The 12,868-nt window shown below is 64.4% G+C and carries 10 protein-coding genes; 6 read left to right on the forward strand and 4 right to left on the reverse strand.

The genetic code is table 11. The features are described from left to right. Window positions 1–52: 52 nt before the first annotated feature. Together GWL_RS06325 and rmuC are read left to right on the forward strand one after the other, a co-directional pair. Window positions 53–454 (forward strand): group II truncated hemoglobin, encoded by a 402-nt coding sequence (locus tag GWL_RS06325; RefSeq protein ID WP_008327879.1) that lies wholly within the window; start codon window positions 53–55, stop codon window positions 452–454. A gap of 19 nt (window positions 455–473) precedes the next feature. Further along, a complete protein-coding gene (rmuC, locus tag GWL_RS06330; RefSeq protein WP_008327881.1) occupies window positions 474–1,961 on the forward strand; it encodes a DNA recombination protein RmuC in 1,488 nt (495 codons plus the stop codon). Between the two features lie 87 nt (window positions 1,962–2,048). Here the strand turns inward: rmuC and glp are convergent, their stop codons facing one another. The 4 genes from glp to GWL_RS06350 all read right to left on the reverse strand — a co-directional run bounded on the left by glp (window position 2,049) and on the right by GWL_RS06350 (window position 8,678). After that, window positions 2,049–3,344, reverse strand: a complete 1,296-nt coding sequence (gene glp / locus GWL_RS06335; RefSeq protein ID WP_008327882.1) for a gephyrin-like molybdotransferase Glp — start codon at window positions 3,342–3,344, stop codon at window positions 2,049–2,051. Next, window positions 3,341–3,958 (reverse strand): molybdenum cofactor guanylyltransferase MobA, encoded by a 618-nt coding sequence (gene mobA, locus GWL_RS06340; protein WP_008327883.1) that lies wholly within the window; start codon window positions 3,956–3,958, stop codon window positions 3,341–3,343. Before mobA ends, glp begins: the two co-directional genes overlap by 4 nt. Window positions 3,959–3,987: 29 nt before the next feature. Continuing rightward, complete coding sequence (gene moaA / locus GWL_RS06345; RefSeq protein WP_008327885.1) at window positions 3,988–5,103, reverse strand: GTP 3',8-cyclase MoaA; 1,116 nt, start codon at window positions 5,101–5,103, stop codon at window positions 3,988–3,990. 347 nt (window positions 5,104–5,450) lie between these two features. Beyond that, window positions 5,451–8,678: an Rne/Rng family ribonuclease gene (locus tag GWL_RS06350; RefSeq protein WP_034350187.1), complete on the reverse strand. Its 3,228-nt coding sequence runs from the start codon at window positions 8,676–8,678 to the stop codon at window positions 5,451–5,453. Between the two features lie 821 nt (window positions 8,679–9,499). Here GWL_RS06350 and rluC point away from each other — a divergent pair. From rluC to GWL_RS06370, 4 genes are all read left to right on the forward strand, one after another. Beyond that, a complete protein-coding gene (gene rluC / locus GWL_RS06355) occupies window positions 9,500–10,567 on the forward strand; it encodes a 23S rRNA pseudouridine(955/2504/2580) synthase RluC (RefSeq protein WP_034350188.1) in 1,068 nt (355 codons plus the stop codon). Window positions 10,568–10,692: 125 nt separating this feature from the next. Next, window positions 10,693–11,352, forward strand: a complete 660-nt coding sequence (locus GWL_RS06360) for an HAD-IIIA family hydrolase (protein ID WP_008327891.1) — start codon at window positions 10,693–10,695, stop codon at window positions 11,350–11,352. A 5-nt stretch (window positions 11,353–11,357) separates the two neighbouring features. Then, window positions 11,358–11,738 (forward strand): Rieske (2Fe-2S) protein, encoded by a 381-nt coding sequence (locus tag GWL_RS06365; protein WP_008327897.1) that lies wholly within the window; start codon window positions 11,358–11,360, stop codon window positions 11,736–11,738. Window positions 11,739–11,787: 49 nt separating this feature from the next. Then, window positions 11,788–12,819, forward strand: coding sequence for a S49 family peptidase (locus GWL_RS06370; RefSeq protein WP_008327898.1), 1,032 nt, complete (start codon window positions 11,788–11,790; stop codon window positions 12,817–12,819). The last annotated feature ends 49 nt before the right edge of the window (window positions 12,820–12,868 follow it).

The raw sequence follows: 12,868 nt of genomic DNA on the forward strand, positions 1-12,868 counted from the left end.
GCCGCCGGACTGCACCGACGCGGCAGTCCGGCTGCGGTATCATGGCGGTCTTATGCAAATCGAAGATCCCAACCAACCGACCACGTTCGAACTCATCGGCGGCGCTGAGAAGCTGCGCGAGATGGTCGACCGTTTCTATGACCTGATGGACCTGGAGCCGGAGTTCGCCGGCATCCGCGCGCTGCATCCGCCCTCGCTGGATGGCTCGCGCGACAAGACCTACATGTTCCTCTCCGGCTGGACCGGTGGTCCCAGCCTGTACATGGAAAAATTCGGCCATCCGCGCCTGCGCGCGCGCCACCTGCCTTTCCCCATCGGCATCTCGGAGCGTGACCAGTGGCTGCGCTGCATGACCTGGGCCATGCAGGACGTGGGCCTGCCGGAAGACCTGATGAAACGCCTGCTGGCGGCGCTCTACCAGACGGCCGACTGGATGCGCAACAAGCCCGAGTAAATCGCACTGGACTGGTGACATGTCTCTTTTCGAAATGATCCTTGCCGGGCTGGTCGTGGTCGGCCTCGTCCTGCAATTGTTGATCCTGCTGCGGTCCGGCCAGCGTCATGACGATGACACCGCACTGGTGATCGAAGATGCGCTGCTGCAGGTCAAGCAGGACCTGCAGCGCCATCAGCAGGACACCGGTGAACGCATCGAGCGCGAGCTGCGCAGCCAGGTGCAGGCCAGCGCCCAGAGCACGCGCCAGGAACTGGGCGCCAACTTCGCCCAGTTGCAGCAGACGCTGGCGACACAACTGACGAGCGTGGCGGGTTTGCAGAACCAGCAGATCGATGGGTTCGCGCAGCAACTGGTCAAGCTCAACGAAAGCAATGCGCAGCAACTGGAAAGCATGCGCCAGTCCATCACCCTGCAGGCGCAGGTGAACCGCGAAGAGCAGGCGGTCTCGCTCAAGCGCTTCGGCGATACGCTGAACCAGCAACTGTCGGCGCTGACCGAATCGAACGCCCAGCGCATGGCCGAGGTGCGCGCTACGCTCGAAGCCAAGATCAAGGACCTGCAGAACGACAATGCGCAAAAGCTGGAAGAGATGCGCAAGACCGTGGACGAAAAACTGCATGCCACGCTGGAGCAGCGACTCGGTGAATCCTTCAAGCTGGTCTCGGACCGGCTGGACAAGGTGCATCAGGGTCTGGGCGAAATGCAGCAACTGGCCACCGGCGTGGGCGACCTGAAGCGCGTGCTGACCAACGTCAAGACACGCGGCACCTGGGGTGAAGTGCAGCTGGAAATCCTGCTGGAACAGATGCTGACACCCGACCAGTACGCCAAGAACGTGGAGACCGTCCCGGCCAGTGGCGAGCGCGTGGAATTCGCCATCCGTCTGCCGGGTGCCAAGGAAGACGCGGGCCAGGTCTGGATGCCCATCGATGCCAAATTCCCCAAGGAACAGTACGAGCGCCTGGTCGATGCAGCCGAGCGCGCCGATGCCGAGGGCGTGGCCACGGCCGGCCGCGAACTGGAGCGCGCGGTGCGCGGCGAGGCCAGAACGATTGCCGAGAAATACCTGTCACCGCCGCTGACGACGGACTTCGCCATCCTCTTTTTGCCGACCGAAGGGTTGTATGCCGAGGTGATGCGTCGACCGGGATTGTCGGATGAATTGCAACGGACCTGCCGGGTCACCATTGCCGGTCCGTCGACCTTGTCGGCCTTGCTCAACAGCCTGCAGATGGGCTTCCGTACGCTGGCGCTGGAAAAACGCTCCTCGGAAGTGTGGCAGGTGCTGGGCGCGGTCAAGACCGAGTTCGGCAAGTTCGGTGAAGTGCTGGCTTCGACCAAGAGCGCACTGGAACGCGTGGCCAAGAACATCGACCAGGCCGAGACCCGCACCCGCCAGATGACGCGCAAGTTGAAGTCGGTGGAAGCCTTGCCGGTGGAGAATGCGCAGAAGCTGTTGGGGACGGGGGAGCTGGATCTGGGCGAGGAGGGTGAAAGCGTCTGATTCTTCATCCCCGGAAGTCACCCCGGAGGAGGGGGCGGTGAAGGGACGGCTTGCCGTCCCTTTTTCTTCATATCGGCCTGAAACCCCTCACACCAGCCCGTCGAACAGCACCACCGCCACCTCTTCGCCTGCGGCCACGTCCCCGCGCGCATGTTCCAGCTCGATGATGCAGTTGGCATCCGACATCGAGCGCAGGATGCCGGAGCCCTGCATGCCGGTCAGGCGCACGTTCCATCGGCCCTCTTCATCAGGGGCCAGGATGCCGCGCTGGTATTCGGTGCGGCCGGCCTTCTTGCGGATGGCCGTGGCGGACTTGACGCGCAGACGCGGCAGCGGATTGGCTTCGGCACCGGCCAGGCGCAGCAGGGCATCGCGCACGAAGAAGGAAAAACTCACCTGTACCGCCACCGGATTGCCCGGCAGGCCGAACAGATAGGCATTGCGCCCGCGCGAGCTGATGCGGCCGAAGGCCAGCGGGCGGCCGGGGCGCATGGCGATCTTCCAGAACGTCATCTCGCCCAGGCTGGCCATGATCTGCTTGGTGTAATCGGCCGCGCCCACGGAGACACCCCCGGAGGTGATGACGGCATCGGCTTCTTCGCAGGCGCTGCGGAAGGCGGCTTCCAGCGCGGCCGGGTCATCCGGCACCACGCCCAGATCCAGCACCTCGCAACCCAGGTGCGTCAACATGCCGTGCAGGGTGTAGCGGTTGGAGTCATAGACGCAGCCGGCATCGAGCGGCTCGCCCACCGAGCGCAATTCGTCGCCGGTGGAAAAGAAGGCCACGCGCAGACGACGCTGCACCGGCACTTCGGCCAGGCCCAGCGAGGCCAGCAGGCCGATGTCGGAGGGCCGCAGCACGCGGCCGCGCGGCAGCGCCACGCTGCCCAGAGCCAGATCTTCACCGCGCAGGCGGCGATTGTCGCCGGGACGCACGCGACCGGCGGGCAGGGTCACGCCTTGCTCGTCGGCGTCGGTGGTCAGTTCCTGCGGGATCACGGTGTCGCAGCCGGGCGGCATGGGCGCTCCGGTCATGATGCGCACGCACTGGCCGGGACCGACGTGGCCAGTGAAGCGCTCGCCGGCATGCACCGCACCGATGATTTGCAGACGCACTTGCTTGCCCTCGGCCACGTCCTCGCCGCGCAGGGCATAGCCATCCATGGCCGAGTTGTCGTGGGCCGGCACGTCGATGCGGGAAACGATGTCGCGTGCCAGTACGCGCGAGAGGGCGCTGCGGATGGCCAGCTTTTCGACGGCCTCGATGGGCGTGATGAATTCCTGGATCACGGCTTGCGCGCGCGCTACCGTCATGGCGTTGGGATCATAGCCGCTGATGCAGCTGACGATGTCGTGGAGTGTGGCGGTGTGGGTCTCGGTCATTGTTCTGCTTCGAGCTGTTGCAAATCCAGCCCGGTATTGATGTTGCTGAAGGCGCGCTCGTCGGGGAAATCCACTTCGATGCAATCCAGGCTGGCAAACCAGTGGTCCATCTTGCGTTCACCGGCGGCCAGGAAGGCGTCCAGCGAAGCGCGCGTAGTCGTCTGAAGCAGCGAGCATACCGGATGGCGCTGCCGTCCGTGTACGCCGTCAGTGACCGCGATGGCGGCCTGTGCACCGCTGGCGGTGAGGGCGTCGTAGAGGTGCGCCACCAGATCATAGGGGATCAGCGGCGAGTCGCACGGGACGGTCGCCAGCAGCGGCGTGTGGCAATGGGCCAGGCCGCATTGCAGGCCGGCCAGCGGACCGGGGAAACCCCCTTGCAGGTCATGCCAGACCGGATAGCCGAAACGGGCGTACTCCAGCTGGGAGCGATTGGCGTTGATCGCCAGGGAGCCGACCTGCGGGGCCAGGCGTTCCAGCACGTGCTGGACCAGCGGCTTGCCGTGCAGGACTTGCAGGCCCTTGTCTACCCCGCCCATGCGCGTGCCCCGGCCACCGGCCAGCACCAGGCCGGTGATGTGGCTGGCGGAGAAGAGATCGGTACGGGAAGACATGATGCAGATGGGGCAGGCAGGGCGCGACCTCAGCCGCCGATGTAGGACATCTCGACCTTGCGCAGCGGTGCGGCCTGCAGGGCGCTGCGCAGTTCGGAATAACGATCGCCGCGCTGGCCCCAGAGGGCGGCGATGGCGCCGGCCAGCTCGGCATCGCTGCTGCCGTTGCGCACCAGGCTGCGCAGGTCGTGGCCCTGGCTGGCGAACAGGCAGGTGTAGACCTTGCCCTCGGTGGACAGGCGCGCCCGCGAGCAGTCCTGGCAGAAGGCCTGGGTCACGCTGGAGATGACGCCGATCTCGCCGCTGCCATCGACATAGCGCCAGCGCTCGGCGGTCTCGCCGGTATAGTTGGGGTCGGCCACTTCCAGCGGCATCTCGGCAGAGATGCGCCGCACCACGTCGTGCGAAGGCAGGACCTCGTCCATGCGCCAGCCGTTGGAGGAGCCCACGTCCATGTATTCGATGAAGCGCAGGATGGCCGGTGTTCCCTTGAAATGGCGCGCCATGGGCAAAATCTGGTCGTCGTTGACCCCCTTCTTGACCACCATGTTGATCTTGACCGGACCGAGACCGGCGGCGTGCGCCGCTTCGATGCCCTCCAGCACGCGCGCCACCGGGAAATCGACGTCATTCATGCGGCGGAAGCTCTGGTCATCCAGCGAATCCAGCGACACGGTCACGCGCTTGAGCCCGGCGGCCTTGAGCGCCTGGGCCTTTTGCTTCAACAGGGTGCCGTTGGTGGTGAGGGTGAGGTCGATTTCCTCGCCGTCCGGCGTGCGCAGGGCGGCCAGCATGGCGATGAGGGTCTCGATGTTCTTGCGCAGCAGCGGCTCGCCACCGGTCAGGCGGATCTTGCGCACGCCGTGGGCCACGAACTGGGCCGCCACGCGGGTCAGTTCCTCGAAGGTCAACAGGTCGGAATGCGGCAGGAACTGGTACTGCTTGTCGAAGACATCCTTGGGCATGCAGTACACGCAGCGGAAATTGCAGCGGTCGGTTACCGAGATGCGCAGATCATGCAGTGGACGCCCCAGGCTGTCGGCCAGCCAGCCGACGGGCTGCACGGCAACCGGCACGCCAGGTCCCGAGGGGCTGGCGGACGGGGCTTGCCGGACATCGACGATGGGAATGACGCGCTTGTTCATACGATCTGACGATAAGAGGTGTGTAACGATAGCACGCCTGAGGTCGCCGCGTAGATGCACAATCGTACATATAGTATATCGCTGCAACTGAATTCCATGCGCAAGGCCGCCACCCGTGCGGCCCCGCTGGCATCCGGCTTGTGCGGCCATTTCGGGGGGCGCCGACTGTATCGTTGCCGGAAGCGGGCAACTGTTCCCAAATAGGTTCTGGTTTGCCGATGCGGCCTTGTGCTTGAGACTTCACATCAGGTGCAATAGACATGAAAAAGGGAGCCGAAGCTCCCTTGTTCACTGCCGCTATTTCAGTGTCAGGCGGGGCCTTGCGGCGCATCGCCTGTCATCCTGTCTCAGCGGCGGGTTTCGACCTGCACCAACGGTTCGGTCGATTGCGGCGGCAGCGGCTTGCGCTCGCGCGGCACGTGCGGTGCCGGGACGAACGAGGCGGCGGCTTCCTGGGCGGCGCGCAGCTTGACCGGATCGGTCGTGGCCAGGGTCAGGCCGGCTTGCGACAGCATCTGCTGCAGCGAGTCCCACTGTGCGCCGTTGCCGGTGGAACTGGCATGGGCGGCAGGCGCGGCAGCAGGGGGGGCTGCCACCGGTGCCGGTTCGATGACCGCCGGGGCCGGGCTGGCTTCCACGGCCTCGACGCTATCGAGCAGGCTGATCTGTTGCGGCACCGCAGGAGCTGCCGGGGCAGCCGGAGCGGCTTGCACCACCTCGACCGGGGCTTCCGATGCGGCCGGAGCCGCAACGGGGGCCTGGACCGGCTCGAAGGCCGGGGCCGGGGCGAAGCTGGCATCGATGGATGGCGCTGCCGGTTCGATGACCGGCTGGTTCGCGAACACGGCCTGGGTCGCTTCAGCAGCGGCAGCGGCCACGGCTTCCACGGAATTCACACCGCTTTCGACCTGGGCAGCCACTTCGGGTTGGGCTTGTTCCGGCACTGGCGAGGCGGCGAAGGAGGCTTGCGCCACTGCCGCCTGGGCGACTTCCACCGGTGCAGCCGGGGTGTCAGCAGCGACGGTCTCGACGTTCATGCTGACGGCGGCGGCACTGGCCACGACCGCCGTGTCGACGCCTTCGACAGCTTCGACGCCTTCGGCGGTCTCGTTGGCTTCACCTTCGCCATTGTCGATGACGTTGCCGTTTTCATCGCGTTCGCGACGATGACGGTTGCGGCCACCACGACGGCGACGACGACGCGGCTCGGTAGCGCCTTCAGCGGCTTGCGTACCCTCGACGCCTTCAGCGCCTTCGGATCCTTCGACTTGTGCGGCATCCACCTGGGCAGCCTGCTCGTCACCGGACAGGGCCACGGCCACGCCTGCGGTGGTGGCTGCGCCGGCAGCCAGTGCGGCTTCCAGCGGCAGACCTTCCTCGGCCTTGGGGTCCTTGCGTTCACCACGCGGTGCGCGCGGTTCACGCGGGGCACGCGGTTCACGGCCTTCACGCGGCTCGCGGCCTTCGCGCGGTTCGCGGACTTCACGCGCTTCGTTGCGACGGGCTTCCTTCGGTTCCTGGCCTTCGCGGGCCTCGCGCGGCTCACGGCCTTCGCGGGCTTCACGCGGCTCGCGGCCTTCCCTCGGTTCGCGCGGACCACGCGGCGGACGGGCCTGCTTGGCTTCGGCCGTTTCGCCGGCCTTCAGTTCGACGGCGGCCGGGCCACGTGCTGCGCGCTGTTCTGCGTTGCGTTCGCCACGCTCGCCACGTTCAACGCGCTCGCCACGTTCACCGCGTTCACCACGGTTGCGGTTGCGGCCATTGCGATCACCACCGCGGCCATTGCGCTCACCCTCACGCTTGGCCGGGGTCTTGGCTTCGACGGCAGCAGGTGCTTCCACCGGTGCAACCGGCTTCTTGCGGAAGAAGGCAAAGATCTTGCCCAGCAGACCGGACTCCGGTGCCAGGGTCGGCGGCGGTACGACAGCGGCCACCGGTTCCGGGGCCTTGCGCTCGACGATGGGGGCCGGCTGGTCGGGGGTGATGCCCTTGACCACGGCTTCCTGGCGCGGACGCACTTCTTCCTTCTGGCGCTGGCTGTAGCCGATGTCGGTATCGGCTTGCTCGGCCATGGTATAGCTGGCTTGGGCGTCGTCCAGGCGCGGATCGTCGTGCTTGATCCGTTCCATCTTGTAGTGCGGGGTTTCCAGGTGCTTGTTGGGGATCATGATGACGGTGACGCGATGGCGCGTCTCGATCTTCAGGATTTCGCCCCGTTTTTCATTGAGCAGGAAGGCAGCCACGTCCACGGGCGCTTGCACGTGGATGGCAGCTGAATTTTCCTTCATGGCCTCTTCCTGGATGATGCGCAGCACCTGCAGGGCCGAGGATTCGGTATCGCGGATGTGGCCGGTGCCGTTGCAACGCGGGCAGGTCACGTGGCTGCCTTCGGAGAGCGACGGACGCAGGCGCTGGCGCGACAGTTCCATCAGGCCAAAGCGGGAGATCTTGCCCATCTGAACGCGGGCGCGGTCGTGGTGCAGGGCGTCCTTGAGACGGCCTTCCACCTCGCGCTGGTTCTTGGAGTTCTCCATGTCGATGAAGTCGATCACGATCAGGCCGCCCAGGTCGCGCAGGCGCAACTGGCGGGCCACTTCATCGGCGGCTTCGAGGTTGGTGTTGAAGGCGGTGGTCTCGATGTCGCTGCCACGGGTGGCGCGCGCCGAGTTCACGTCCACCGACACCAGGGCTTCGGTGTGGTCGATCACGATGGCGCCGCCCGAGGGCAGCGGGACCGTACGCGAGTAGGCGGTCTCGATCTGGTGTTCGATCTGGAAGCGCGAGAACAGGGGGACGTCGTCGCGGTAGCGCTTGACGCGGTGGACCATGTCCGGCATCACGTGGGCCATGAACTGCTGGGCCTGGTCGTGGATGTCGTCGGTGTCGATGAGGATTTCGCCGATGTCGGGCTGGAAGTAGTCGCGGATGGCGCGGATGACCAGCGAGGATTCCTGGTAGATCAGGAAGGCGCCCGAGGCGGTCTGGCCGGCGCCTTCGATGGCGCGCCAGAGCTGCATCAGGTAGTTCAGGTCCCACTGCAGTTCATCGACGTTGCGGCCGATGCCGGCGGTGCGGGCGATGACGGACATGCCATTGGGCAGGTCCAGCTTGTCCATGGTTTCGCGCAGTTCCTGGCGGTCTTCGCCTTCGACACGGCGCGACACGCCACCACCGCGCGGGTTGTTGGGCATGAGCACCAGGTAGCGGCCGGCCAGGGAGATGAACGAGGTGAGGGCCGCGCCCTTGTTGCCGCGCTCTTCCTTCTCGACCTGGACGATGATTTCCTGGCCTTCGCGCAGCGCTTCCTTGATGCTGGCGTTACGGACGTCGATGCCTTCCTTGAAGTAGGAACGGGCCACTTCCTTGAAGGGCAGGAAGCCGTGGCGTTCTTCGCCGTAGTTGACGAAGCAGGCTTCCAGCGAGGGCTCGATGCGGGTGATGACGCCCTTGTAGATGTTGGACTTGCGCTGCTCGCGTCCGGTGGTTTCGATGTCGATGTCGATCAGTTTCTGACCGTCAACGATCGCTACGCGCAGTTCTTCCTGCTGCGTGGCGTTGAACAACATACGTTTCATGTTTTCACTCCGGGATCCGAAGATCCTTCAAATGGCCCGTCCGTATGTGGTAGCGGGCCAAAAGTACAGGGGATGTACGCGAGAACGAAGTGATTGGGGAGGCAATTGCCTTGATTGTGTCAGTGCGCCTTAGCGGGCGCTCCAGCACAAGGGGGCGCGGATGCGGCAGACGGGAACGCCGGGCAGCACCGTATCCGCGCCGCGCGCTCCGCCATAGGCGGTCGCGCAGGCAACTGCGGACGGTAAGCTGGTCTGTGGAGCCAAACGTAACATGGTGATGGGTTGGCGACGGCGATCGGGTTCTGCTGCATCAACCGGCAAGCCTCGCGGTGCTTCGGTCAGGACTGCGGCAGGGCCCGGGCAATGCGCTGCAAGAGGGGCGGGCGGATGAGCCTGCCACCGGTTGCGCTGCATGATGCTGCATGTTGCAGCATATTGCCGGGGGCTGTGCGCTGCGGACCTGAACCGGAACACCGGATGCGAGTCTTGCCAGACTTTTATCCTGATGATCCAAACAATTCTGTTCCACTTCCAGGCGCGCTGTCCGATTGCAACTGCGGTGCAAACTGGAATCGCGCAAGGAAGGTGCGTACTCGTTTCGAGGCCTTTACGTGGACCAGGCAAGCGACATGATCGGCTGTATTGTCAACCGTTGCAGCGCTTTTATTGCGTCTGCGATGCCGCGCGTCGTGGTTTTCGGGGCCCCCTTCGTCTATTTTGCAAATGAGCGAGGCTGACGAAGACTCCTCTTGTGTAGAATGTTCCTTTTTTATTCTACTGACGCCGTTTTTTGATCGGCGTCAATCGATTATATATTCAAAATGAAGGACTTAGCGAGATTTTCTAGGGGGGCTTCTGAAAGCGCCGCAGCCGCGCCCGCCTCCCGGAGCGAAGCAGCCTCGCAGAACCTTCCCCAGGTGCAGTTGCTGACCATTTCCGACGAGGAAGCGGGGCAGCGGATCGACAATTTCCTGCTGCGCATCTGCAAGGGCGTTCCCAAGAGCCATATCTACCGTGTCCTGCGTTCGGGCGAGGTGCGCGTCAACAAGGGCCGCATCGACCAGACCTACCGCCTGGCCGAAGGCGACGTGGTGCGCGTGCCGCCAATACGAGTTGCAGAAAAGCAAGAGCAGGTCGTGCCGGGTGCCGAATTCCGCATCCTGCTGGAAGACAGCCACATGCTGGTCATCGACAAGCCGGCCGGGGTGGCCGTGCACGGCGGCTCCGGCGTGAGCTATGGCGTGATCGAGCAGTTGCGCGCGGCGCGCCCCCAGGCCAAGTTCCTCGAGCTGGTGCACCGCCTGGACCGCGATACCTCGGGCGTGCTGCTGATCGCCAAGAAGCGTTCGGCCCTGACCAACCTGCACGACCAGATGCGCGAAGGCACCACCGACAAGCGTTATTTCACGCTGGTGCAGGGGGACTGGAAGAACGCCCGCCAGCACGTGAAGTTGCCACTGTTCAAGTACAGCACGCCCGATGGCGAGCGCCGCGTGCGGGTGCAGGCCGACGGCCAGCCTTCGCACACGATCTTTTCGCTGTTGCGCCGCTTCGGTGAATTTGCCCTGCTGGAAGCTGAACTGAAGACCGGCCGCACCCATCAGATTCGGGTGCACCTCTCTTCCAGCGGTTTTCCCATCGTGGGCGACGACAAGTACGGGGACTTCACCCTCAACAAGTCGCTGCAAAAGGCCGAGGGCAGCCGCGTGGCCTTCAAGCGCATGTTCCTGCACGCCTGGCGCATCAGCTTCCGCCATCCGGAAAGCGGCGAGACCGTCACTCTCAAGGCTGGGCTGCCCGAAGAATGCGCGCGTTTCCTGCGCAGCCTCGAAGGCGGTGCCGAGGGCGATCTGCTGCCCCACAACATGCTGGCCGGGACAGAACAGTGAAGGGGTGCACGCAGCGGTCCGGGATGTGATACTTTCTGCCCGGCATTGACACAATCGCATGTCCCTCTGCCAATTGCCGATCCGGCAAGCAGCGCCAGGACATGCCAGCAGAAAGAACTCGACACATGGCAAGAAAGCAATTCGACCTGATCGTCTTCGACTGGGACGGCACCCTGATGGACAGCACCTCCACCATCGTGCGCTGCATCCAGGCGGCTGCGCGCGACCTGGGTCTGCCCATTCCCGACAAGAGCGCGGCCTCCTACGTGATCGGCCTGGGATTGCAGGATGCGATGCAGGCGGCCATTCCGGATGTGGATCCGAAGTACTATCCGCGCATCGTGGAGCGTTATCGCCATCATTATCTTGGACAGGACAAGGATCTGACGCTCTTTGAGGGCGTGCCGGAGATGCTGGCCGACCTGTCACAGCAGGGCTACTTCCTGGCGGTGGCCACCGGCAAGAGCCGCGTCGGGCTGAACCGGGCCATGAATACCACCGGCCTGCTCTCCAAGTTCGACGCCACCCGCTGCGCCGATGAGACCTTCTCCAAGCCGCATCCGGCCATGTTGCAGGAACTGACCCGCGAACTGGGCCAGGACATGCACCGCACCCTGATGATCGGTGACACCACCCATGACCTGCAGATGGCCATCAATGCCGGTGCCAGGGGCGTGGCGGTGGAGTTTGGCGCGCATCCGCCGCAGCAGTTGCAGGCGTTGTCGCCACTTTATTCAGCCCCTTCCATCCGCGAGCTGCATCAGTGGCTCAATGAGCACGCCTGAGGCGCATGGCCGTGACGACACCAGAAGAAATCTTCATCTGCCCCTCCAGCGCCCTTCAGGAGGGCGGTTTGGGCAAGCGTTTCCCGGTGCAGCTGCATGGGGACGAGACCACCGGCTTCGTGGTGCGTTACGGCGGAGTGGTCTATGGCTATTTGAATCGCTGTGCGCATGTACCCATCGAACTGGACTGGGCCGAGGGCGAATTCTTCGAATCCAGCGGCCTGTATCTCATGTGCGCAACACATGGCGCGGTTTATGCGCCCGATACCGGAAAATGCGAAGGCGGACCTTGTACCGGCGCGCATTTGCGTAAGATCATGGCGGTGGAACGGGACGGCCAGGTGTTCTGGCGTCCGGATGACATCGTCCAGCCCGTCGAGGCATGAGCTTCGCGGAAAACCAGTGCAGCGCGGCTGCGCTGCCTAGAGTGAGCCTATGAGCAACAACCAATCTGACAACCCGCAAGACCGTCCTCCCCAGTCTTCCCCGTCGCCGTCTTCCTCCATTCCCGCCAGCGTGCGCGAGGACAAGAAGAGCGGCTGGGAACGTGATGTCCTGGAAAAGCTGGCCCTGTTCGCCGTCAAGGAACAGCGCGCCCGCCGCCGCTGGGGCATTTTCTTCCGCATCGCCATCCTGGCGGTGATCGTGCTGGGCGGCTGGATGGCCTTTACCTACAACAAGATCGAGAGCGAGCCGCTGGGTCCGCATACTGCGCTGGTGGAAATCCGCGGCACCATCGAGTCCGAAGGCCAGGGTTCGGCGGCGGTGGTCATTCCGGCGCTGGACAAGGCCTTCGCCGCCAGCGATTCGGTGGGCGTGATCCTGAAGATCAACAGCCCCGGTGGCAGCCCCGTACAGGCCGGCATGATCAACGACGAGATCACCCGCCTGCGCAAGGAGTACCCCAAGAAGCCGATCTACGTGGTGGTCGAGGAGATGTGCGCCTCCGGTGGCTATTACATCGCCGTGGCCGCCGACAAGATCTTCGTCAACAAGGCCAGCCTGATCGGTTCGGTGGGCGTGTTGATGGACGGTTTCGGCTTCACCGGGCTGATGGACAAGCTGGGCGTGGAACGTCGCCTGCTCACGGCGGGCGAGAACAAGAGCTTCCTCGATCCCTTCAGCCCGCAAAGCCCGAAGCAGCGTGACTATGCGCTGTCGATGCTGCAGGAGATCCACCAGCAGTTCATCGACGTGGTGCGCCAGGGGCGTGGCACGCGCCTCAAGGAAACCCCGGACACCTTCTCCGGTCTGGTCTGGACCGGTGCCAAGGCAGTCGAGCTGGGTCTGGCCGATGGCTATGGCACGGTCGACAGCGTGGCGCGTGACGTCATCAAGGCCGAGGACGTGGTGGACTACACCCAGACCGAGAACCTCTCCGAACGCGTGTTGAAGAAGTTCGGCGTGGCCTTCGGTGCCGGGTTTGCCAAGACACTGATGTCGGCACCGCTGTCGCATTTGCGATAAGCCATTGCACAGCCCCCATGACAAAGGCCGGTTGCTGACGCAATCGGCC

The organism is Herbaspirillum sp. GW103, from assembly GCF_000261365.1.
Taxonomy (GTDB): domain Bacteria; phylum Pseudomonadota; class Gammaproteobacteria; order Burkholderiales; family Burkholderiaceae_D; genus Herbaspirillum.